The organism is Klebsiella sp. K5-45, from assembly GCF_030128605.1.
Classification (GTDB): Bacteria; Pseudomonadota; Gammaproteobacteria; order Enterobacterales; family Enterobacteriaceae; genus Klebsiella; species Klebsiella quasipneumoniae.
This window is the reverse complement of sequence record NZ_JAKUZW010000006.1, coordinates 88,183-111,011: the sequence shown is the minus strand read 5'-3', so window position 1 is coordinate 111,011 and position 22,829 is coordinate 88,183. Positions and strand designations below refer to the sequence as shown.

Genomic DNA, 22,829 nt, shown 5'->3' with positions numbered 1-22,829 from the left:
CATTGAAATATCTTGCCTCTTTCCACACAACCCTGAAGGTTTCACGTTATCTGTTCAGAGCGCTGGCGGTATTGCTGTGGCTGCTGATTGCGTTTGTCTCTGTGTTTTATATCGTCAACGCGCTACACGAGCGGGAAGCCGAGATCCATCAGGAGCTCAATCTCAATGCCGATCAGGCGCAGCGCTACATTCAGCGTACGGCGGACGTGATTAAAGAGCTCAAGTATGTCGCCGGTAACCGGCTGTCGGCAGGGGATGCGGTAGCGCAAGGGCAAAGCGGCGATATTGCGATCCCCAGCTTTGAACCCCTGTATCCTGACTCCGACTGCAGCGCAATGAGTAGCGCCTGGCGTAATTCGCTCCAATCGCTGGCGTGGTTTATGCGCTACTGGCGGGATAATTTTACCGCCGCCTACGACCTTAACCGCATCTTTCTCATCGGCAGCGATAATCTCTGTATGGCCAACTTTGGCCTGAGGGACGTGCCGATTGAGCGCGATCAGGCGCTGAAAGTCCTGCATCAACGCATTGAGCAATACCGCAATGCGCCGCAAAACGAGCGCGGCAACAACCTGTTCTGGATAAGTCAGGGCGTGCGCCCCGGGGTGGGCTACTTTTACGCCCTGACGCCGATCTATATGGCCAATCGCCTGCAGGCGATGCTCGGCGTGGAGCAGACCATCCGCATGGAAAGCTTCTTTACGCCGGGCAGCCTGCCGATGAGCGTGACGATCTTCGACGATAACGGCCAGCCGCTGATCTCGCTGGCCGGCGCGGAAGGCAAAGTCCAGAGCGAAGCGAAGTGGATGCAGGAGCGAATGTGGTTTGGCTACAGCACGGGTTTCCGCGAGCTGGTGCTGAAGAAAAGCCTCGCGCCGTCCTCCCTGAGCATCGTCTATTCCGTCTCGGTAGACCAGGTGCTGGAGCGGATCCGCATGCTGATCATCAACGCCATCGTTCTCAATATCCTCAGCGGCGCGATGCTGTTTGCGCTGGCGCGGATGTATGAGCGGCGCATTTTTATCCCGGCGGAAAATGACGCTCAACGGCTGGAAGAGCATGAGCAGTTCAACCGCAAAATCGTGGCCTCCGCCCCGGTGGGGATCTGTATTCTGCGCACCCTCGACGGGACCAACATTCTCAGTAACGAGCTGGCGCACAACTATCTGAACATGCTGACCCACGAGGACCGCCAGCGGCTGACGCAGATTATCTGCGGCCAGCAGGTCAACTTTGTCGATGTGCTGACCAGCAACCATACCAACCTGCAGATTAGCTTTGTCCACTCGCGCTATCGCAATGAAAACGTGGCGATTTGCGTGCTGGTGGACGTTTCCGCCCGCGTGAAGATGGAGGAGTCGCTGCAGGAGATGGCCCAGGCGGCGGAGCAGGCCAGCCAGTCGAAATCGATGTTCCTTGCCACCGTCAGCCATGAGCTGCGTACCCCGCTGTATGGCATCATCGGTAACCTCGATCTGCTGCAGACTAAAGCCTTGCCGAAAGGCGTCGATCGCCTGGTGACGGCGATGAACAACTCCTCGAGCCTGCTGCTGAAAATCATCAGCGATATTCTCGATTTCTCCAAAATCGAGTCCGAGCAGTTGAAGATCGAGCCGCGGGAATTTTCCCCGCGCGAGGTCATGAACCATATCTCCGCCAACTATCTGCCGCTGGTGGTGCGCAAGCAGCTGGGTCTGTACTGCTTTATCGAACCGGACGTTCCGGAACAGATGTCAGGCGACCCGATGCGTCTGCAGCAGGTGATCTCAAACCTGCTGAGCAATGCGATCAAGTTCACCGACACCGGCTGCATTATCCTCCACGTTCAGTGCGCGGGAGATTATCTGCAGATTAGCGTCCGCGACACCGGGGAGGGGATCCCGGCGAAAGAGGTATTGCGCCTCTTCGACCCTTTCTTCCAGGTGGGGACCGGCGTGCAGCGCAACTTCCAGGGCACCGGCCTTGGCCTGGCGATCTGCGAAAAACTGATCAGCATGATGGATGGCGATATCGCCGTGGAAACGGAGCCGGGAATGGGCAGCCGCTTTACCATCCGCATCCCGCTGTATGGCGTGCAGAACACGCCGCAGGTGACGGCGGACGGTTTCGCTGGCAAGACCTGCTGGCTGGCCATCCACAACACCTCGTTGGCGATGTTCGTCACCTCGCTGCTCAGCTATCACGGCCTGACGGTACGCCGCCATGCCGGAGAAACCCCGGACGCCGAGGATGTCTTACTCACTGACGATGAAGCGCTGAGCGGCTGGCAGGGAAGGGCGATGGTCATCTTCTGCCGTCGTCATATCGGTATTCCGCAGGAGCGGGCCGCCGGCGAGTGGCTGCATAGCGTGACGACGCCGCATGAACTGCTGCCGCTGTTGGGACGTATTTTCCACGTCGCGCTGGCCAGTGCGGAGAATAGCCGGGCGCTGATGGCGCCGGAGGCGCAGGCCGGCAATAACGACGACATGATGATTCTCGTGGTCGACGATCATCCGATCAACCGCCGCCTGCTGGCGGATCAGCTGGGATCGCTCGGCTACCAGTGCGTGACCGCCAACGACGGGGTCGACGCGCTCAACGTCCTCAGCAAGCAGCACATCGATATTGTGCTCAGCGACGTCAACATGCCTAATATGGATGGTTATCGCCTGACGCAGCGCATTCGTCAGCTTGGCCTGACGCTGCCAGTGATTGGCGTAACGGCCAATGCCCTGGCGGAAGAGAAGCAGCGCTGTCTGGAATCGGGGATGGACAGCTGTCTGTCCAAGCCGGTGACGCTTGACGTGCTGAAGCAAACGCTGACGGTATATGCGGCGCGGGTACGTAAAGGGCGGGAATAATCGGGAGCTCCGTCTCGCCGGGGCGAGACGGAGAGCGCGTCGGGATTACTCTTTGTCCGTCGAGCTCAGCGAGACGGAGGAGAGGTAGTTCAGCAGGGCGATGTCGTTTTCGACGCCCAGCTTCATCATCGCCGACTTTTTCTGGCTACTGATGGTTTTGATGCTGCGGTTCAGCTTTTTGGCGATCTCGGTCACCAGGAAGCCTTCGGCGAACAGACGCAGCACTTCGCTCTCTTTCGGCGACAGACGTTTATCGCCATAGCCGCTGGCGCTGATTTTTTCCAGCAGACGAGAGACGCTTTCCGGGGTGAATTTCTTCCCTTTCTGCAGCGCGGCCAGCGCTTTAGGCAGATCGGTCGGCGCCCCCTGCTTGAGGACGATCCCTTCGATATCCAGATCCAGCACCGCGCTGAGGATTGCCGGGTTATTGTTCATGGTCAGAACAATGATCGACAGATCCGGGAAGTGGCGCTTGATGTATTTGATCAGCGTGATCCCGTCGCCGTATTTATCACCGGGCATGGACAGATCGGTGATCAGCACATGGGCGTCCAGCTTCGGAAGATTGTTGATAAGGGCCGTGGAGTCTTCAAACTCGCCAACGACGTTCACCCACTCAATTTGCTCAAGTGACTTACGAATACCGAACAGTACGATCGGATGGTCATCGGCAATAATTACGTTCATAGTGTTCATGTATAAGGCTACCTTCTACAGCAAACTCTTGACGTAAGCGTCAATGTCGCTGATATATTTTTCTATGCCTTGCGCATCCTTTTCGCGAATCAGATGCTCAAGCGTTTCACATAACTGCTTGCCGGGTATCAGATTAAGCATAGCAAATGCCCCTTTGAGGCGGTGGGCGGTTTGCGCCAGAGCAGCAAAATCACCCGCTTCGTTTTCAGTATACAATCTCTGAACATCATCCGGTACCGTATCGGCAAACAGTGCGTAATAGCCGCTGGCATGGAGTTCGGCGTTACTCTCGTTTCCTGAGGTGGCGGGTTGAACCGCCTCCTCCGCCAGCTGCTGCTCAATAAGCTGCAGGATAGCCTCCTGCATCGCCGTGCTAATATTAAAGTTGACCCGCAGTTGGCCCGGGCCGATTTTGCGTATCCCAACCTCATCATCGCTTAAAAGCAAGCCCGAAGCAGTAAGATTAGACGGATTATCCGTTAAATACAGATCGAACGCTTGACTTGTCGCTCGATCGTCCGGCGTGATGCAGGACGCCCCCCAGCTCTCCAGCTGGCGGGTGACAATCCGCCGTACTTCGCTGGAGGTCACATCCAGCAGGACGATAACGTCATCCAGCAGATGTTCTCCCGCCTCTGGCGCCTCTTCGCTGGCCGGCATTTTCAGATGCAGGCTATAGCGAGTCCCCAGCGACTCCCGCGCTTTGATGGTCAACTGCCCGCCCAGCTTGCGCGTCATACGGTCACATAACCAGAAGGTAAGGGCGTTCGCTTTGCCGTACAGATCGCTCTGAGTCTCATTGAGATACGGGAAGTGCATATTGTCGATCTCGTTTGCCGAGACCCCGTTGCCAGTATCCAGTATGCGGAAGGTCAGGCGATCGCTGGCCGACTCTTCCTGGCAGACGTCGAGGGTGATCTTGCCGATAGGCGTGGTGGTGATGGAATACTGGATCAGCAGTACCAGCGTGCGCCGCAGGGCTTCATGGTCGCCATAGCGTTGCTCGCCGGCAGGCAGCGCGTTATTGATAAGCAACTGCAGACCCTTGCGCTTCATCGCCGGCAGCACCTCCGGTACGACGTCGTCGATCAGCTCCTGCACCGAGAACAGCGACTGGCTGGTTTTCCAGGCATCGCTTTCCAGCAGGTTGGCGAGCTGAATATCATCGATCAGTTTGACCAGCTCATCGGCATGCTGCGCCAGCGTCCGGCTCTCCGCGCCGTCGAGCGCCGCTGCCTCAGCCGCCAGGTTAAGGGCTGGCTGCTTCAGGGCGCTGCCGATATGCCGCATAAAGGTCGTCCGGCCCTGCTGGTTTTTCTCATACAAGCGCTGGGCCTGTTTGAGCTTTTTATTGACCAGCACTTCGCGGTCCTGGTCTCGGATAATCAGGATCTGCGTGCGCGGCGCGACCTGGCTGCGATACTGGCGGATCTCATACTGTTCGTTGTTGACGGTGGCCTGGATCACCCCCTGATGCTGGTCCGCCATGTTAGTGATGTTCTGCAGATTCAGGTGCGGAAGCAGATGGTCGGCAATCGGGTTGCTGATCACCGTTCGGTTGGCTTCCTGATCGTGGACCAGCAGCCCCAGCGGCAGCAAAGAAACAATTTCTTCATTAAGGGCGCGCAGTAAACGCAGTTCGCTATTGGCGGCGGAGGGGAGCCCGGCGCCCGAGGTGCTGCTGCGACCTTTATAATTCCGGAAGGTCGTGAAACCGAACAGCGCCAGCGCCAGCAGGCCAATGTTAAGCAGCAGCGGCAGAAGAATGTTTTGCAGGGATTCCAGCAGCATGGTGCTCATCGGTACCGTCCACACTAACTGCATACCGGTGGTGCTGATGTCGGTGGCGATGTCAATCTGCATGCCGTTGAAGGTGATCCCGATATGATCGCTAGCCTCTTTCTCGGGGCTGGCGGCCACATTTTGCGTGGGATCAGGCTCGATACGAAAGCTATCCAGCGCCATGCCCGGCGGGATCAGATCGTTAATCGGCAGGTCGAAGGCGACCACCGTTGCCAGGTGTCCTGGCTGATTGAAGGTAGTACGTAACGTGAAGTAGTGCGCGTTCTGCCAGGCAAGATGGCGCAGCGGCGAGAAGGTCTCGCGCTCATCAAGGGTATTGGCCTGCAGCAGCATTTCCGCGCGCCGGGATTCCACCACGCTGCTGATCGTTGACTCTTTAAAGCTTGAGGAGAGGTCCTTCAACGGCAGGGTGGAGATAAGGATCAGGCTATTGTCCAGCCCATTGAGATAGTACATCGACCACGGAATGGTCTCCGCGCCCCACAAAATATCGAGATAATCGGACATTTTCTGCGTCATCTCGAGGGTCGAACTGTCGTGGGAGCCAAAGATCAGGGCTTCGGTTTTACGCCGGGGCTTCTCCAGATAGTACACGTCCTGCTTTAAACGCGTCTCCTGCAGACCGCCGCTGGCGGTGTTGGCGGAGGTGGCGGCGATATTGTCGTAGATCTGCCAGGTGGCATAGCGCCAGGTATCAATGCGTTGGTGCAGGGCATGGGAGACATCAACTACCTGATAGCTCTTCTCTTTCAGCCAGGCATTGACGGCGCTTTGAATCATCACCCCCATCGTCGCCAGCAGGACAATAACCATCAAAATGAAGAAGCGGCTGATGTTGCCGGGGATCAGAGAGAATTTTTTCGGGGTCATCTTGTGGCTGAACGACTCATCATTGTTTGTAAACAGGATGTAGCGCCAGAGTAACTGGCAACAAAGCAGATGCTGCAGGCAGTATAAAGGCTAATGGCGTAAATCCATACTACAGATTGGTGCCAGCGGCGCGATACCGCCCAGGAATTATCTTAGAAACGAAGCGTAAATGAAACCGCGTCCGCAAGACTGACCAGTGACGATATTGACAGAAACAAAAGCCAGGAATCGCACGAAATAACAAGACATTGGCAGAATAAGCGCAAAAGACGGCCTAATTGATTGATTAATAGTCGTTAGGGAATCATTGGCTGTAGCACAGGTAAATTAAAGTTGTGTAAAGAAGGGTAAAAAAAACCGGATGCGAGGCATCCGGTTGAAATAGGGGTAAACAGACATTCAGAACTGAATGACGGTAATAAATAAAGTTAATGATGATAGCGACTGTTATTTTAGTCACCGATGATCATTTTGTTTTACCATTCAGTGCTATAGGCTTGGTTTTGTATATCATGTTGATTTTAAATGGCTAAATAATTTTTTTGATTATTAGTGCGTATTTCCTTGGCCATTTTGGGGTAAAAAAAAGTTCCGCCATATTTACAAATTGAAACATCTTGTGGGAACTTTGAAACATCTTAGAAGTTTTAGTATCATATTCTTGTTGGATTATTCTGCATTTTGCAGCACAATGAAATAGCCGACTGATTAGAAGGGTAATCAGTAAGCAGTGGCATAATAAAAGGCATATAACAAACAGAGGGTTAATAACATGAAAGTTAAAGTACTGTCCCTCCTGGTACCGGCTCTGCTGGTAGCAGGCGCAGCAAATGCGGCTGAAATTTATAACAAAGACGGCAACAAATTAGACCTGTACGGTAAAATTGACGGTCTGCACTACTTCTCTGACGACAAGAGCGTCGACGGCGACCAGACCTACATGCGTGTAGGCGTGAAAGGCGAAACCCAGATCAACGACCAGCTGACCGGTTACGGCCAGTGGGAATACAACGTTCAGGCGAACAACACTGAAAGCTCCAGCGATCAGGCATGGACTCGTCTGGCATTCGCAGGCCTGAAATTTGGCGACGCGGGCTCTTTCGACTACGGTCGTAACTACGGCGTAGTATACGACGTAACGTCCTGGACCGACGTTCTGCCGGAATTCGGCGGCGACACCTACGGTTCTGACAACTTCCTGCAGTCCCGTGCTAACGGCGTTGCAACCTACCGTAACTCTGACTTCTTCGGTCTGGTTGACGGCCTGAACTTTGCTCTGCAGTACCAGGGTAAAAACGGCAGCCCGAGCGGTGAAGGCGCTCTGTCTCCGACCAACAACGGTCGTACCGCTCTGAAACAGAACGGCGACGGTTACGGTACCTCTCTGACCTATGACATCTTTGATGGCATCAGTGCTGGTTTCGCATACTCTAACTCCAAACGTCTTGGCGACCAGAACAGCAAGCTGGCACTGGGTCGTGGCGACAACGCTGAAACCTACACCGGCGGCCTGAAATACGACGCGAACAACATCTACCTGGCCACTCAGTACACCCAGACCTACAACGCGACCCGCGCTGGTTCTCTGGGCTTTGCTAACAAAGCGCAGAACTTCGAAGTGGTTGCTCAGTACCAGTTCGACTTCGGTCTGCGTCCGTCCGTGGCTTACCTGCAGTCTAAAGGTAAGGATCTGGAAGGCTACGGCGACCAGGACATCCTGAAGTATGTTGACGTGGGCGCGACCTACTACTTCAACAAAAACATGTCCACCTATGTTGACTACAAAATCAACCTGCTGGACGACAACAGCTTCACCCGCAACGCCGGTATCTCTACCGACGACGTGGTTGCACTGGGCCTGGTTTACCAGTTCTAAGTCGCAAGCTGCATAACAAAAAGGCGCCTCCGGCGCCTTTTTTTATGTCTGGTTTAACCTCGCTGGTATACTCTTGTCGCCCTGGTAAGAGGAGCCTCGATTAATGGATATGACTTTCTTTCGCGCCGCGCTGTTGGGCGCCTGCGTACTCTTCTCTGGCTGCGATTCAGCCACCACTCCCGCGACACCCGCATCAACGGCCACCGTGCTGGATGGCAAAACAATGGGCACCTTCTGGCGGGTCAGCGTTATCGGCGTGGATGAGGCAAAGGCGCAGGCGCTGCGCGCCAAGGTTCAGGCCCAGCTGGACGCCGACGATCGCCTGCTGTCGACCTGGAAAAACGACTCGGCGCTGATGCGTTTCAACCACGCGACGGATACCCGGCCCTGGCCGGTGAGCGAAGCGATGGCGGACATCGTGACCCTGTCGCTGCGGATTGGCGCCAAAACGCATGGCGCGATGGATATCACCGTCGGGCCGCTGGTCAATCTGTGGGGCTTTGGCCCGGATAAACAGCCGGTCGCCACTCCGGATGCGCAGGCGATCGCCGCGGCGAAAGCGCGCACCGGCCTGCAGCATCTGCAGGTTATCAATCAGAGCGGCAGGCAGTTCCTGCAAAAAGATATTCCCGATCTGTTTGTCGACCTCTCCACCGTGGGGGAAGGCTATGCCGCCGACCACCTTGCGCGCTTGATGGAGCAGGAGGGGATCTCCCGCTATCTGGTGTCGGTGGGCGGGGCGCTGGTGAGCCGCGGGATGAACGGCGAAGGCAAGCCCTGGCGGGTGGCGATCCAGAAACCGACCGACCGGGAAAACGCCGTTCAGGCGATTGTCGACATCAATGGTCACGGCATCAGCACCTCCGGCAGCTATCGCAACTACTATGAACTCGATGGCAAACGTATCTCGCACGTCATCGATCCGCAGACCGGGCAGCCGATAACCCATAAGCTGGTCTCCGTGACCGTCATTGCGCCAACGGCGCTGGAGGCGGACGGCTGGGATACCGGGCTGATGGTGCTGGGGCCGGAAAAAGCGCAGCAGGTGGTGCGCGAGCAGGGCCTGGCGGTCTACATGATCGTCAAAGAGGGGGAGGGCTTTAAAACCTGGATGTCGCCGCAGTTCCGTACCTTTCTCGTCGGCGAAAAAAATTAAAAAGCAAGATTGCGGGTTTTTTGCTGCGGGCTTTACCGCAGACTGAGGATACACTTACAGCAGGAGACCCGTGATGAAACCGATAGTTGCCGATACCGATGACCGCCGCTGGAAGGCGGTCTGCGAGCGTGATACCCGGGCCGATGGTCAGTTCGTCTTTGCGGTACTGACCACCGGCGTCTGCTGCCGTCCCTCCTGCCGCTCACGGCGCGCGCGGCGGGAAAACGTGCGCTTTTTTGCTGACGTCGCTGCTGCCGTGGCGGCGGGATTCCGCCCCTGCAAACGCTGCCAGCCGGATAAAGACTCTCCGCAGCAGCAAAGGATCGACAAGGTGGCGCAGGCCTGTCGGCTGCTGGAGCAGGAGGCGCCCCTGACCCTCGAGGCGCTGGCGCGCGAGCTGGCGGTCAGCCCGTTTCATTTCCACCGTTTATTCAAATCCGTCACCGGCATGACCCCGAAAGCCTGGCAGCAGGCGTGGCGCGCGCGACGCCTGCGGGAGGCGCTGGAGCAGGGGAAACCGGTGACCCGCGCCGCGCTGGCGGCCGGCTTTCCCGACAGCAGCAGCTATTATCGCCAGGCCGATGCCGCCTTAGGGATGACCGCCAGCCAGTTTCGCCGCGGCGGCGCCGCCACCGTGGTGACCTGGACGACGGGCGACTGTGCGCTGGGCCGCTGCCTGGTGGCGCAAAGTGAACGCGGCGTCTGCGCTGTGCTGCCGGGTGATAACGATGCTGCTTTGCTCGACGATCTGCGTCAGCGCTTTCCCCGCGCCGAGCTGCGTCAGGGCGACCCTGAGTTCCGTCGTCAGATGGCGGAGATTTTCGCCCACCTCGACGACAGCCGGCGGCCGGTGTCGCTGCCGCTGGATCTGCGGGGCACCGCGTTCCAGCTGCAGGTCTGGCAGGCGCTGCGGCAGATCCCGGCGGGGGAGACCCGAAGCTACCGCCAGGTGGCCGAGCATATTGGCCAGCCGCGGGCGGTAAGAGCCGTGGCCGGCGCCTGCGCGGCGAATTCACTGGCGGTGATCGTTCCCTGCCATCGGGTGGTGCGTGAAGATGGCGCGCTATCCGGTTATCGCTGGGGAACGGCGCGAAAAGCGCAGCTGCTGGCGCGCGAGGCGCAACGAGAGGAGGAGTAATGCTCGATCTGTTTAGCGATACCCCACCGTGGCAGGAGCCGCTGGCCCCCGGCGCGGTGGTGCTTCGCCGCTTTGCCCGCGAGCGTGCCCCAGGGCTGCTGCAGGCGATTGCCGACGTCGCCCGCCAGTCGCCGTTTCGCCAGATGGTCACGCCGGGCGGGTACACCATGTCGGTGGCGATGACCAACTGCGGCCGGCTGGGCTGGACCACCGATCGCCACGGCTACCTCTACGCCCCGGTCGATCCGGTCACCCGTCACACCTGGCCGCCGATGCCGGCCGTGTTCCATGAACTGGCGCTGGCGGCAGCCGCGGCCGGCGGCTATCCGGGCTTTTCCCCCGACGCCTGTCTGATTAACCGCTACCAGCCCGGCGCAAAGCTGTCGTTGCATCAGGATAAAGATGAACAGGATCTGCGGGCGCCGATCGTCTCGGTCTCCCTGGGCCTGCCGGCCATCTTTCAGTTTGGCGGGTTGCAGCGCAGCGACCCGCTGCGGCGGCTGTTGCTGGAGCATGGCGATGTGGTGGTCTGGGGCGGGGAGTCGCGCCTGTTTTATCATGGCATTCAGCCGCTGAAAGCGGGCCATCATCCCGAGACCGGCGACTGTCGATATAACCTCACCTTTCGGCAGGCGGGCCGTCCCGGCGATTAAAATAAGAATTATTCTTGATGTCACCGGCGAGCCGTTTAAACTGCTGGCTGTTTTGCTTTTCCGGATAGCCTGTTATGGAACTTCTTTCTCTCGTCTGGCGCCAGTATCGCTGGCCGTTTCTGGGCGTTATTGCCCTTAGCCTGCTCAGCGCCGCGCTGGGTATCGGCTTAATCGCTTTTATTAACATGCGCCTGATCGCCACTGTCGATACCTCGCTGCGGGTGCTGCCGGAATTTCTTGGCCTGCTGGGGCTGTTAATGGCGGTGACCCTGGGCTCGCAGCTGGCGCTGACCACCCTCGGCCACCATTTTGTTTTTCGCCTGCGCGGCGAGTTTGTGAAACGCATCCTCGATACCCAGATTGAACAGGTGGAGAAGATCGGCAGCGCGTCGCTGCTTGCCGGGCTGACCAGCGATATCCGCAATATTACCATCGCCTTTGTACGCCTCCCTGAGCTGGTGCAGGGGATCATTCTCACCTTCGGCTCCGCCGCTTATCTGGCCTGGCTGTCAGGAAAAATGATGCTGGTGACGGCGCTGTGGATGGCGCTCACCATCTGGGGCGGCTTTGTGCTGGTGTCGCGGGTGTACAAACATATGGCCAGCCTGCGCGAAACGGAAGATAAGCTCTATCACGACTACCAGACGGTGCTGGAAGGGCGTAAAGAGCTGACCCTCAACCGGGAGCGCGCGGAGTATGTGTTTAATCAGCTCTATCTCCCGGACGCCCGCGACTACCGGCACCACATCGTTCGCGCCGATACCTTCCATCTCAGCGCGGTCAACTGGTCGAATATTATGATGCTTGGCGCCATCGGGCTGGTGTTCTGGATGGCCAACAGCCTCGGCTGGGCCGATACCGCCGTGGCGGCGACCTACTCCCTGACGCTGCTGTTTTTGCGCACGCCGCTGCTCTCCGCCGTCGGCGCGCTGCCCACGCTGCTTAGCGCCCAGGTGGCGTTCAACAAGCTGCGCCAGTTCTCGCTCGCCCCTTACCGGGCGGATTTCCCCCGGCCGCAGCCGCAGGCTGACTGGCAGACGCTGGAGCTGCGCGATGTCACCTTCCATTATCCGGACCAGCGCTTTGCGGTAGGGCCGCTTAATCTGACGCTAAAACGCGGCGAGCTGGTGTTTCTCATCGGCGGCAACGGCAGCGGCAAATCAACCCTGGCGATGCTCCTGACCGGCCTGTATCAGCCGGTTTCCGGTCAGATTCTGGTGGACGGCCAGCCGCTGGCGGCGGATAAACCGGAGGCGTACCGCAAACTGTTCTCCGCGGTGTTTACTGACGTCTGGTTGTTCGACCGTCTGCTCGGGCCGCAGGGCGAGGAGGCCGATCCGGCGCTGGTGGCAACGTGGCTGGAGCGTCTGCAAATGGCCCACAAGCTGCAGCTGGAAAACGGTAAGATCGGCGACCTTCGGCTGTCGAAAGGGCAGAAGAAGCGCGTGGCGCTCCTGCTGGCGCTGGCCGAGTCCCGGGATATCATTCTGCTGGATGAATGGGCGGCGGATCAGGATCCGCATTTCCGCCGCGAGTTCTACCAGGTCCTGCTGCCGCTGATGAAGCAGATGGGGAAAACCGTGTTTGCCATCAGCCATGACGATCACTACTTCCAGCACGCCGATCGCCTGCTGGAGATGCGTGCCGGGCAGCTGTCCGAGCTCACTGGCGAAGAGCGGGCGCAGGCCTCCCGCGATGCGGTGGCCCGCACGGCCTGATTCACGCTGCGCGCCCGGGGAAAGCCGGGCGCCGCTGAAATTTTCAGCGTCTACAGTGCTGACGGTTATTATTTCCCCCTCCTCGCGCTATGCTTAAGGCTTCCGGCCCGCAGGCCGGCTCACTATTCTCAAAAGGATTGCCTGACCGATGTCCGTTTTGCATAAAAAAAGCGCCCGCTTGCGTGACGAAGAGCGCGCCCGTCTGATTTGGCTCTTGAGCACCGATAAAGCGGTGACCTCCGCGCTGCTGGGCAAACTGACGCTGGCCGAACGTTACGATGAAGGGACGCTGGCCGATGACCTGGCTGAAGTGGAAATGCTGGTCTCGCATCTGCCGCCGCCGGATCTCGCCGATGCGCTGGAAGCGCTCCCCTATGACGCCCGCACCGCGCTGTGGTGCCTGGTGCCCGACGATAAACGCGGCGAAGTGCTGCTGGAAGCTTCAGAAAACGTCTGGGGCGACCTCATCGATAAGATGAGCGACCACGAGCTGCTGCAGGCGATGCAGCCGCTGGATATCGATGAACAGGTTTACCTGCTGCAGCATCTGCCGCGCAATCTGACCGGACGGTTGCTGGCGACCCTGCCGGCTGAGAAGCGCGCCCGTATTCGCCAGATTATGCGCTATGCCGACAACAGCGTCGGGTCGATCATGGAGTTTGAGGTCATTACGGTGCGGCCGGAGGCCACCCTGGCGGCGGTCCAGCGCTATCTGCGGCGTCTCGGGAAAATGCCGGAGAACACCGATAAACTGTTCGTCACCACCCGCAATAAGCTGCTGCTCGGCGAGCTGGAGCTGCAGACCATTCTGCTCAACGATGCGCAGAAGCGGGTGGGGGAGGTGATGGAGGGCGATCCGGTCACCTTTCAGCCGCATGAAGAAGCGGAGAAGGTGGCGCGCACCTTCGAGCGTGATGACTTGCTCAGCGCCGCCGTTATCGATGCCGATGGCAAACTGATCGGCCGTCTGACCATCGATGAGATCGTCGATGTGGTCTATGAAGAGACCGACAACGATCTGCGGCGGATGGGCGGCCTGAGCGATGAAGAAGATGTCTTCGCCCCGGTCAGCAAAGCGGTGAAAACGCGCTGGGCGTGGCTGGCGGTGAACCTGTGTACGGCGTTTATCGCTTCCAGGGTCATCGACGGCTTCGAACATACCATTTCACAGCTGGTGGCGCTGGCCTCGCTGATGCCGATCGTCGCCGGGATCGGCGGCAATACCGGCAACCAGACGATCACCATGATCGTTCGGGCGATGGCGCTGCAGCAGATCCAGCCCGGCAGCTTTACCTTTCTGATCCTGCGTGAAATGGGCGTTGCGCTGATTAATGGCCTGGTGTGGGGCGGGATCATGGGGGCCATCACCTGGTGGCTGTATGACGATCCGCAGCTTGGCGGGGTGATGACGCTGGCCATGATGCTCAACCTGCTGATGGCGGCGATGATGGGCGTGATAATCCCGATGGTCATGGTGAAGCTGGGGCGTGACCCGGCGGTCGGCTCCAGCGTAATGATTACCGCTATCACCGACACCGGCGGCTTCTTTATTTTTCTGGGTCTGGCGACGCTGTTTCTGATGTAGCCTGCGCTTTTGCCCGCAGGCGGCGGGGGATGATCGCCATCGCGACAATCCCCGCCAGCACGCCAATCGCCAGATTGCTGGTTCCCACCGTCGCGGCGACGGTCACCAGCATCACCAGCGTTTCCGGCCACGGATTGCGCGCCAGCTCGCCCGGGAGAATGCTGTGCCAGCTAAAGGTCTTCACCGCCACGATCACCATCACCCCGGCCAGGACCGCCATCGGGATTTTCGCCATCACCTGGCTGAGCGCTGTCACCAGCAGGAGCAGCACCAGGCCGGCGATAACCGTTGAGAGACGGCTACGGGCTTTGCCCATTTCCACGTTAACGATAGTCTGGCCGATCATCGCGCAGCCCGCGATACCGCCATAACAGCCGGCGAGGATGTTGGCGATCCCCAGCCCGGCGCTCTCCCGCGATTTATTCGACGGCGTATGGGTCAGGTCATCCACCAGCTTAGCCGTCAGCAGAGACTCCATGAGGCCGACAAAGGCGATGCTGAGGGCGCACGGCCAGATTATCTGCAGGGTGGTCAGGTTCAGGGGAACGGTCAGGGCGGTGAACCCCGGCAGGCCGCCGCTCATTGACCCTTCATCACCCACGGTCGGCAGCAGCTGGCCGGTGGTCGCGGTATAGAGAGTGAGCGCGACGATGGCGATCAGCGGCGCCGGGATAGTCTTAATTAAGCGCGGCGCCCACAGAACGATAAGCAGCGTCAGGACGAACAGGCCGACGATCAGCGGCTGGCGGCTCCAGAAGTGCGGCACCTGGGCGAAGAAAATCAGGATCCCGAGGGCGTTGACGAACCCGGTCATCACCGCCGGGGGAATAAAGCGCATCAGGCGCGCCATGCCGCACAGACCAAACAAAATTTGAATCATACCCGCCAGAATGACGGCTGGCAGAATGTAACCCACGCCGTGCTGATGCACCATCGGGCCAATGACCAGCGCCACTGATCCCGCGGCGGCGGTGACCATCGCCGGGCGTCCGCCGAGTAGCGACATCGCCAGACAGAGCACGACGGAAGCAATCAGGCTCACCTGCGGGTCAACGCCGGCAATAACCGAAAATGAAATCACTTCAGGAATTAACGCCAGGGCGGTGAGCACGCCGGCCAGGACTTCGCGCGTCAGCAGCGACGGAGAACGAAGGATTGGACGCAGGTTGCCGGAAGCGGCGGGGTCTGAAACTGGGGGCATAAAAAAAGTTCGCAGATTATAAAAAAAGGAGGAGCGGTGTCAGGCCCTGCTTCCGTGCGGTCTGTCACAAAACCAGGGATGATAGCGCGGAATCTGCCAGGGCACCAGTACAAAAAGTGATTTGGTGTATACATTTATTAAACATTTTTATAACGGATCTCAAAACAGAACTTAAAATTTAAACAATATTTAAATTTTTGAGCTTCGGTGGTAACGTGAGGGGTGACAATCGTATCACCTGCGCTAAATAAAACAGCGAGTAAAGTAAGGCTCAAATCCGATGAATAAAAAGATGGCCGTACCACGCTCACAGGCGGTTGGTCCCAACAGCACTCGGACCAACACCCGCCATGAGCAAGAGACGGATGTATTGTTGATTGGCGGCGGCATTATGAGCGCCACACTGGGAACCTGGCTGCAGGAGCTTGAGCCAGACTGGTCTATTACCATGGTTGAGCAGATGTCCAGCGTGGCGGAAGAGAGCTCAAACGGGTGGAACAATGCGGGTACCGGCCACGCGGCGCTGATGGAGCTGAACTATACGCCGCAGACCGCCAACGGCATCAATATCGACAAAGCGGTCGACATCAACGAAGCCTTCCACATCTCGCGTCAGTTCTGGGCGCATCAGGTGACGCGCGGCGTCCTGAACAAACCAAAATCATTCATTAACAGCGTGCCGCACATGAGCTTTGTGTGGGGCGAAGATAACGTCAACTTCCTGCGCGCACGTTATGCGGCGCTGCAGCAGAGCGAACTGTTCCGCGGCATTCGTTATTCTGAAGACCATCAGCAGATCAAAGCCTGGGCGCCGCTGGTGATGGAAGGCCGCGACCCGCTGCAAAAGGTGGCCGCCACCCGTACGGAAATGGGAACCGACGTCAACTATGGGGAAATCACCCGCCAGCTGATCGCCAGCCTGCAAAAGCATGATAATTTCTCCCTGCAGTTGGGCACCGTGGTGCGTCGCTTCAAGCGCAACGCCGACAAGAGCTGGACGGTGACCCTCGCGGATGCCGACAACCGTCGTCAGAAGCGGGTCATTAAAGCCAAATTTATCTTTATTGGCGCCGGCGGCGCAGCGCTGACCCTGCTGCAGGAAACCGGCATTCCGCAGGCCAAAGAGTATGCCGGCTTCCCGGTCGGCGGCCAGTTCCTGGTCTGCGAAAATCCGGAGGTAGTAAACCACCATCTGGCGAAGGTTTACGGCCAGGCCGAAGTGGGCGCGCCGCCGATGTCGGTGCCGCACATCGATACCCGTATTATCGACGGTAAACGCGTGGTGCTGTTCGGGCCGTTCGCCACCTTCTCGACCCGCTTCCTGAAGAACGGTTCGCTGTGGGATCTGCTGGCCTCGACCAATACCTCGAATATCCTGCCGATGCTCAACGTCGGCCTGGACAACTTCGATCTGGTGAAATACCTGATTAGCCAGGTGATGCAGAAAGATAAAGATCGTCTGGCCGCGCTGTGCGAATACTATCCGGAAGCGCGGAAAGAGGACTGGCGGTTGTGGCAGGCCGGTCAGCGTGTGCAGATCATCAAGCGCGATGCGAAGAAGGGCGGGGTACTGCGCCTGGGCACCGAAGTGGTCAGCGATGACGAAGGCACCGTCGCGGCGCTGCTCGGCGCATCGCCAGGCGCCTCCACCGCGGCGCCTATCATGCTGCAGCTGATGGAAAAAGTGTTTAAAGACAAAGTGAATTCGCCGGAATGGCAGGCCAGGCTGAAGGCGATCATCCCGACCTACGGTATTCGCCTTGATGGCAACCCGGCGGAGATTGAGAAAACTCTGGCGTGGACCAGTGAAGTGCTGGAGCTTAAATATGAGCCGGCCGCGGCGGCGGATGAAGCTCCGCAGGCGGAGCTGAAGCCGCTGAGCGGCGGCAAACCGATGGCGGACATCGCGCTCTGACAAAAACGGCAGCCTGCGGGCTGCCGTTGTTTTATTGCTGATTTAATTGCGCGCCTTAGCGGATCTCGGCGTTGCCGATAGTCTCGTCGGCGCGCCAGATGCGATATTTTACATCGACATTAGTCGGCGTGTAGATGACGATCGGCAGCTTGCTGTTGTAGCGCAGCATAGCGTCATCGCCGAGGCCGGCAGTAACAAATTTCTTCGTTTTCTTGCCGTCCGGGCAGGCCATCATGGTGGATACCGGGCCGCTCAGCTTATCAAAGACATAGTAGTCATAACCCCAGCCTTCCAGGGTTTTGCTTTCCAGCTGCCCGCCAAAACGATGGTGGTTGCAGTCGACTTCCAGCGTCTGGCCGATCATCAGCTCAACCTTCAACGCCGACTCATCCTGCTGCTGCGGCAGCTGAATAACCTGACGCTTCATGCCTTTTTCCGCTTTCGGGAACGGCGCGACTTTTTCCAGCGGCTGGTCTGCAGCCAGGGCACCGGCAGACATGCAGGCGGCGGTGAGCAGAGAAACGGCTAGCGTAGTGATTTTTTTCACGGTTGATCATCCTTTATTTTCGTTCCTGACAGGGATAGCCTATCATCACTTAGCTGAATGTTAAGATTTATTTACCATTTTTTGCAAAGTGAACAGTGTTATCTACTGGCAAAAGGGCAGCGTTCAGAGCGCGACAGAGGCGCTGGCGGGCCGCCAGACGCCTGCCGGAGAAGCTATTCAGTACGGCTATTTTTCGCTTCCTCAATAAACTCTTCATCGATTTCATCGGTGTTGCCAGCATGTTCCCGTCCCGACAGCAAATTCCAGCAGGCGATAAACAAGGCGGCGATCAGTGGCCCGATCACGAATCCATTGATACCGTAGATCTCCATGCCGCCTAAAGTGGCGATCAGGATCAGGTAGTCCGGCATCTTGGTATCCTTGCCCACCAGCAGCGGACGCAGAATATTGTCCACCAGACCAATCACAACGACAAAGAAGCCCACGATAAAGGCGCCCTGCCACAACTGGCCGGTAGCAAAAAGGTAAATAGCCGCCGGCACCCAGATAATGGCCGAGCCCACCGCCGGGATAAGCGACAGGAACGCCATCAGCGCCCCCCAGAGAATGCTGCCGTCCAGACCGGCGATCCAGAAGGCTAAGCCGCCCAGCGCCCCCTGCGCCAGCGCCACGGCGACGGTGCCTTTTACCGTGGCGCGGGCCACTGCGGCGAACTTAGCGAACAGGTGCTGCTTCACATAGCTGGATAACGGCAGAGATTCGAGGATCAACAGCACCAGGTAAGGTCCATCCTTCAGCAGGAAAAACAGTAGGTACAGCATGATGCCGAAGCTGACGGTAAAGCCAAAGGTCCCTTTGCCAATCAGAAACGCGCTGCCGGCCAGATACTGGCCACCTTTCAGGGCGACATCGGAGAGCTGCTGCTGGATCTGCTGCGCGCTATCAAGGTTATGTTCTGCCAGGAAGCTTCTGGCCCAGCCGGGGAGGTGGGCAATCAGGCTGGCGACCACCGTCGGGAACTGGGTATCTTTATGCTGCAGTTTGCTGTACACCACGTTCAGCTCGTAGGCCAGTGACGACAGGATAATCGCCAGCGGCGTAAACACGATAAGGCAGATAATGACGATGGTCATCAGCGCCGCGAGGCCATTACGCTCGCCGAGGCGGGTGCGAATTTTGTTTTTGACCGGATTAAAAATCACCGCGAGGATCGCGGCCCAGAGAATGGCGGAATAGTAGGGTGAGAGAACATCAAAAAAGGCCAGGGTTACAATGAAGACGATAAGGATGAAAAATCCTTTGGTAAGTCCATTAACTCTCATGTCATCCGCTCCTGCTTATGAGTCATACGGTCGAATAATAGATGCTACGACGTAATTTACCATCAGGATAGTCGTACTCTATACGCTGTGGCGCGGAAAGGGCACAAATTCAACGAGGTGGGGGACGGGCGTAAAAGAGAGACATAAAAAAACCAGCCTTAAAAGGCTGGTTTCTCTGGGATTTTTGGTCGGCACGAGAGGATTTGAACCTCCGACCCCCGACACCCCATGACGGTGCGCTACCAGGCTGCGCTACGTGCCGACGCGTGGGGAACAATATTACCCGTTCCCCAGGCGAATGCAAGCGGGTCGCGCGCGATTGATTCATAATTAATCAATCAGTTAGCGATAAAGCGTTTTTCGTCGGTCAGGACCTGCAGCAACAGGCTGAGCTGCGGTTTCTGATCTTTGATTTTCTCGCCGTCGCGGCTCCAGGTGGTGTAGGTGCCGTTATGGTTGAGGACCACGGTGATGGTCGGGGTGGTAATGGCCAGCGTATCGCCGTTGGCCGCGGTGACCCAGTTCCGACGCCGCGCGGCGCTGAACAGATCTTCACCCTGCGAATACTCATTGGCCGGCGTCGAAACGTGAAGCAGGCGCTGCATCAGCGTGGTCATCACATCTTTGTTATCGGTCAGGGTGGCAATTTCCTGGGCTGGCGTGCCCGGCCAGTGAATAACCAGCGGCACCTGCAGCTGCTCGCGCGACCAGTCGAATGAGTCGTGTTTGACGTTAAGCGGCTTGCCGTGGCCGCCGGTGATAATCACCACCGTATTATCGAGCTTGCCGGCTTCGCGCAGCGCGTTCAGCACCCGATCGATCTGGGCATCAACGTCGCCTGCCGCCTTGCTATAACGGCGGACAAAGTTCTGCTGCTGCGTGTCGTCGAGAGTGGTGCCATTCAGCGAGATCCACGAGAACCAGCGATTCTCATCCTGCGCGTAACGGTCCAGCCAACTGATCCACTGATTGGCGGTCTGCTCGTCGCTCTGGGTCTTCGCGCTCGGCAGCGAGAAGTCGGAGAGCAGCGCCTGGCGATACAGCGGGCTGCTAAACCCATCGGAAGAGAACAGCCCCAGCTGGTAGCCCTGCTGGTTGAGGGCGGTGATCAGCGCTGCGGGAATACGCGCCGAGAGGACACCGTCCATATAGGCTGGCGAAATGCCGTAGAACAGGCCAAACAGGCCGCTGTCGGCGGTATTGCCCGAGCTCATATGCTGGGTAAAGTTGACGTTTTCTTTGGCAAACGCCGCCAGCGCCGGCATCGTCTTTTCAAACCGCGAGTAGTTCAGGTTGTCGACGGTGATCAGCAACACGTTATAGCCCGCGCCGAGGTCGCGGTAGCGCAGGTTACTGAGCGGATACTGGACCGATACCGCCTCCGGCGCCCCTTGTTCCACCAGGCGACGCTGATAATCCTGGGCGTCGAGCAGGCCATGTTTCTCAAGGAAACGACGGGCGGTCATCGGATAGGAAAGCGGTAGATTCGCTCGCTGCATGGTGATCGGGCGATAGAAGTTGGCATCCGCCCAGATATAGACCAGGTGGCTGCTGACGAACGACAAAAAGAAGAACCAGGCCACCGGGCGGGCGTAATGGCGGCGGCGCGTCAGGCTGCGCAGCTTTTGCCAGCTCCAGGTGGCGAAGAGCATTTCAATCAAAAAGATGACCGGGACGCTGATAAACATCAGCTGCCAGTCGCGCGCCATCTCATTCTGGTCAGGGTTGATGACCAGCTCCCAGACCACCGGATTTAAATGAAGATGGAAGCGGGTAAAGACCTCGCTGTCTATCAGCAACAGCGTCATCCCGGCGGTGGCAAGGATCACCGACAGGAAGCGCATCAGGCGCTGCGAGACCACGATAAAGGTCAACGGAAAGAGGATCAGCACATAGCTGGTAAACACCAGGAAGCTGAAGTGCCCGACGAGACTGACGTACGAAAAGAGTCGTCCGGCAAGCGTCGTCGGCCAGTCGGCGACAAAAAGGTAGCGGCTGCCGAGCACCATGGCCAACAACATGTTGAACAGGGCGAACCAGTGCCCCCAGCTAACCATCTGGGAGACTTTTTCTCGGTAGGGCTGACGTAGAGTCACCATATACTGTTGCTGTTATCCTTAATGCGCTGGATCGTCGTTAATCGAAGATTGCAAAGCCTGCGCGAAAGAACGGGCGATGGCCTGACGCTGCGCCGGCGCGACGCTACTGTTGATCAGGTTGGTCACCATATTGCCTAACACCATCAGTGAAAGGTCAACCGGGGCTTTGTGTGATTCCAGGACGTTCGTCAGCTCGCTGAGCAACTGTTCGACCTGTTGATCGCTATAGCGGGAAATTTGCGGCATAAACTCAAAATCTGTTTGTTCGTGAAAGGGCAACATATTACCGTAGCAGCAGCTTTTTTTCCGCATTTTTTCGCCGCGGCGCAAAAGCGCACCGATCGTCAGTCATGACGTCGAAATGTGTGGCGCCAGTTGCGTCGGCTACCCGGCGGTGGTTGAATACCGCCCGGTCTAAAAGGAGAGTTTAACATGAGTCTGGATATCGACCAGATTGCCCTGCATCAGTTAATCAAACGTGATGAACAAAATCTGGAGCTGGTGCTGCGCGAGTCACTGCTGGAGCCGAACGCGACGGTCGTCGAGATGATGGCTGAACTGCACCGGGTTTATAGCGCCAAAAGCAAAGCCTATGGGCTGTTCAATGAAGAGAGCGAACTGGCGCAGGCGCTGCGCCTGCAGCGTCAGGGCGAAGAGGAGTTTCTGGCGTTCAGCCGCGCGGCGACCGGCCGCCTACGCGATGAGCTGGCGAAATACCCGTTCGCCGAAGGGGGCATTGTCCTCTTCTGCCAGTATCGTTACCTGGCGGTCGAGTATCTGCTGGTGGCGGTGCTCAATAACCTGAGCAGTATGCGCGTCAACGAAGAGCTGGATATCCGCTCGACCCATTATCTGGATATTAACCATGCCGATATCGTCGCGCGCATCGATCTGACCGAGTGGGAAACCAACCCGGAGTCGACCCGCTACTTAACCTTCCTGAAAGGGCGGGTGGGGCGCAAAGTGGCCGATTTCTTTATGGATTTCCTCGGGGCCAGCGAAGGCCTCAACGCCAAAGCGCAGAACCGCGGCCTGCTGCAGGCGGTGGACGACTTCGCCGCCGACGCGCAGCTTGATAAATCCGAGCGACAGAATGTGCGTCAGCAGGTCTATGCGTACTGCAACGAACAGCTGCAGGCCGGGGAAGAGATTGAGCTGGAATCGCTGTCCAAAGAGCTGGCCGGCGTCAGCGAAAAGAGCTTCCAGGAATTCACCGCCGAACAGGGTTACGAACTGGAAGAGAGCTTCCCGGCGGATCGCAGCACCTTACGTCAGCTGACCAAGTTTGCCGGCAGCGGCGGCGGTTTAACCATTAACTTCGACGCGATGCTGCTGGGCGAACGCGTATTCTGGGATCCCGCCACCGATACTCTGACCATTAAGGGCACCCCGCCGAACCTGCGCGACCAGCTGCAGCGCCGGACCTCCGGCGGCAACTAAGCGCCG

16 protein-coding genes and 1 tRNA gene are annotated in these 22,829 nt (G+C 58.0%); 9 read left to right on the top strand and 8 right to left on the bottom strand.

The features are described from left to right. Positions 1 to 2 precede the first annotated feature (2 nt). Positions 3 to 2,843, top strand: coding sequence for a two-component system sensor histidine kinase RcsC (gene rcsC / locus MKS11_RS14290; RefSeq protein ID WP_064178368.1), 2,841 nt, complete (start codon positions 3 to 5; stop codon positions 2,841 to 2,843). A gap of 45 nt (positions 2,844 to 2,888) precedes the next feature. Here rcsC and rcsB read toward each other — a convergent pair whose 3' ends face one another. Together rcsB and rcsD are read right to left on the bottom strand one after the other, a co-directional pair. Next, positions 2,889 to 3,539 carry a response regulator transcription factor RcsB gene (rcsB, locus tag MKS11_RS14285; protein WP_004201684.1) on the bottom strand — a complete coding sequence of 217 codons (651 nt, stop codon included), beginning with the start codon at positions 3,537 to 3,539 and terminating at the stop codon, positions 2,889 to 2,891. A 15-nt stretch (positions 3,540 to 3,554) separates the two neighbouring features. Then, complete coding sequence (gene rcsD, locus MKS11_RS14280; RefSeq protein ID WP_211773118.1) at positions 3,555 to 6,212, bottom strand: phosphotransferase RcsD; 2,658 nt, start codon at positions 6,210 to 6,212, stop codon at positions 3,555 to 3,557. 772 nt (positions 6,213 to 6,984) lie between these two features. On the opposite strand from rcsD, the gene MKS11_RS14275 reads away from it, so the two are divergent. The 6 genes from MKS11_RS14275 (at position 6,985) to mgtE (ending at position 14,338) form a co-directional block, all read left to right on the top strand. Next, entirely contained in the window at positions 6,985 to 8,088 is a 1,104-nt protein-coding gene (locus MKS11_RS14275; protein WP_032453553.1) for an OmpK36 porin, read from the top strand. 103 nt (positions 8,089 to 8,191) lie between these two features. Further along, positions 8,192 to 9,244 carry an FAD:protein FMN transferase ApbE gene (apbE, locus tag MKS11_RS14270; protein WP_004201678.1) on the top strand — a complete coding sequence of 351 codons (1,053 nt, stop codon included), beginning with the start codon at positions 8,192 to 8,194 and terminating at the stop codon, positions 9,242 to 9,244. Between the two features lie 73 nt (positions 9,245 to 9,317). Beyond that, a complete protein-coding gene (gene ada / locus MKS11_RS14265) occupies positions 9,318 to 10,382 on the top strand; it encodes a bifunctional DNA-binding transcriptional regulator/O6-methylguanine-DNA methyltransferase Ada (RefSeq protein WP_153650832.1) in 1,065 nt (354 codons plus the stop codon). Beyond that, entirely contained in the window at positions 10,382 to 11,035 is a 654-nt protein-coding gene (alkB, locus tag MKS11_RS14260) for a DNA oxidative demethylase AlkB (RefSeq protein WP_117131131.1), read from the top strand. The genes ada and alkB overlap by 1 nt, the downstream gene beginning before the upstream one ends. Before the next feature lie 74 nt (positions 11,036 to 11,109). Further along, entirely contained in the window at positions 11,110 to 12,753 is a 1,644-nt protein-coding gene (locus tag MKS11_RS14255) for a multidrug ABC transporter permease/ATP-binding protein (protein ID WP_017899303.1), read from the top strand. 148 nt (positions 12,754 to 12,901) lie between these two features. Next, positions 12,902 to 14,338, top strand: coding sequence for a magnesium transporter (mgtE, locus tag MKS11_RS14250; RefSeq protein ID WP_004201674.1), 1,437 nt, complete (start codon positions 12,902 to 12,904; stop codon positions 14,336 to 14,338). On the opposite strand, the gene MKS11_RS14245 is transcribed toward mgtE, so the two are convergent. Beyond that, entirely contained in the window at positions 14,301 to 15,539 is a 1,239-nt protein-coding gene (locus MKS11_RS14245; protein ID WP_227686111.1) for a SulP family inorganic anion transporter, read from the bottom strand. The two genes, mgtE and MKS11_RS14245, sit on opposite strands and share 38 nt — an antisense overlap. Before the next feature lie 280 nt (positions 15,540 to 15,819). Here MKS11_RS14245 and mqo point away from each other — a divergent pair, with 280 nt between their 5' ends. Beyond that, positions 15,820 to 17,454, top strand: a complete 1,635-nt coding sequence (gene mqo, locus MKS11_RS14240) for a malate dehydrogenase (quinone) (protein ID WP_049093638.1) — start codon at positions 15,820 to 15,822, stop codon at positions 17,452 to 17,454. Between the two features lie 55 nt (positions 17,455 to 17,509). Here the strand turns inward: mqo and eco are convergent, their stop codons facing one another. From eco to MKS11_RS14215, 5 genes are all read right to left on the bottom strand, one after another. After that, positions 17,510 to 18,001: a serine protease inhibitor ecotin gene (gene eco, locus MKS11_RS14235; RefSeq protein ID WP_004201671.1), complete on the bottom strand. Its 492-nt coding sequence runs from the start codon at positions 17,999 to 18,001 to the stop codon at positions 17,510 to 17,512. Positions 18,002 to 18,174: 173 nt separating this feature from the next. Further along, on the bottom strand, positions 18,175 to 19,284 hold the full coding sequence (locus MKS11_RS14230; protein ID WP_211773120.1) for an AI-2E family transporter: 1,110 nt from the start codon (positions 19,282 to 19,284) through the stop codon (positions 18,175 to 18,177). A gap of 185 nt (positions 19,285 to 19,469) precedes the next feature. Then, positions 19,470 to 19,546: transfer RNA gene (locus tag MKS11_RS14225), tRNA-Pro, on the bottom strand. Between the two features lie 76 nt (positions 19,547 to 19,622). After that, the gene (gene yejM / locus MKS11_RS14220) at positions 19,623 to 21,383 is read right to left on the bottom strand and encodes an LPS biosynthesis-modulating metalloenzyme YejM (RefSeq protein ID WP_048295224.1); all 1,761 of its coding nucleotides are present in this window, start codon (positions 21,381 to 21,383) and stop codon (positions 19,623 to 19,625) included. Positions 21,384 to 21,401: 18 nt separating this feature from the next. Then, positions 21,402 to 21,629, bottom strand: coding sequence for a YejL family protein (locus MKS11_RS14215; protein ID WP_004195346.1), 228 nt, complete (start codon positions 21,627 to 21,629; stop codon positions 21,402 to 21,404). Between the two features lie 186 nt (positions 21,630 to 21,815). Here MKS11_RS14215 and yejK point away from each other — a divergent pair, with 186 nt between their 5' ends. After that, positions 21,816 to 22,823 (top strand): nucleoid-associated protein YejK, encoded by a 1,008-nt coding sequence (gene yejK, locus MKS11_RS14210; protein ID WP_004144267.1) that lies wholly within the window; start codon positions 21,816 to 21,818, stop codon positions 22,821 to 22,823. The last annotated feature ends 6 nt before the right edge of the window (positions 22,824 to 22,829 follow it).

Coding starts and splice junctions, on each gene's coding strand:
- rcsB (WP_004201684.1), bottom strand. CDS start 3,539: ATGAACACTATGAACGTAATTATTGCCGATGACCATCCGATCGTACTG.
- rcsD (WP_211773118.1), bottom strand. CDS start 6,212: ATGACCCCGAAAAAATTCTCTCTGATCCCCGGCAACATCAGCCGCTTC.
- MKS11_RS14275 (WP_032453553.1), top strand. CDS start 6,985: ATGAAAGTTAAAGTACTGTCCCTCCTGGTACCGGCTCTGCTGGTAGCA.
- apbE (WP_004201678.1), top strand. CDS start 8,192: ATGGATATGACTTTCTTTCGCGCCGCGCTGTTGGGCGCCTGCGTACTC.
- ada (WP_153650832.1), top strand. CDS start 9,318: ATGAAACCGATAGTTGCCGATACCGATGACCGCCGCTGGAAGGCGGTC.
- alkB (WP_117131131.1), top strand. CDS start 10,382: ATGCTCGATCTGTTTAGCGATACCCCACCGTGGCAGGAGCCGCTGGCC.
- MKS11_RS14255 (WP_017899303.1), top strand. CDS start 11,110: ATGGAACTTCTTTCTCTCGTCTGGCGCCAGTATCGCTGGCCGTTTCTG.
- mgtE (WP_004201674.1), top strand. CDS start 12,902: ATGTCCGTTTTGCATAAAAAAAGCGCCCGCTTGCGTGACGAAGAGCGC.
- MKS11_RS14245 (WP_227686111.1), bottom strand. CDS start 15,539: ATGCCCCCAGTTTCAGACCCCGCCGCTTCCGGCAACCTGCGTCCAATC.
- mqo (WP_049093638.1), top strand. CDS start 15,820: ATGAATAAAAAGATGGCCGTACCACGCTCACAGGCGGTTGGTCCCAAC.
- MKS11_RS14230 (WP_211773120.1), bottom strand. CDS start 19,284: ATGAGAGTTAATGGACTTACCAAAGGATTTTTCATCCTTATCGTCTTC.
- yejM (WP_048295224.1), bottom strand. CDS start 21,383: ATGGTGACTCTACGTCAGCCCTACCGAGAAAAAGTCTCCCAGATGGTT.
- MKS11_RS14215 (WP_004195346.1), bottom strand. CDS start 21,629: ATGCCGCAAATTTCCCGCTATAGCGATCAACAGGTCGAACAGTTGCTC.
- yejK (WP_004144267.1), top strand. CDS start 21,816: ATGAGTCTGGATATCGACCAGATTGCCCTGCATCAGTTAATCAAACGT.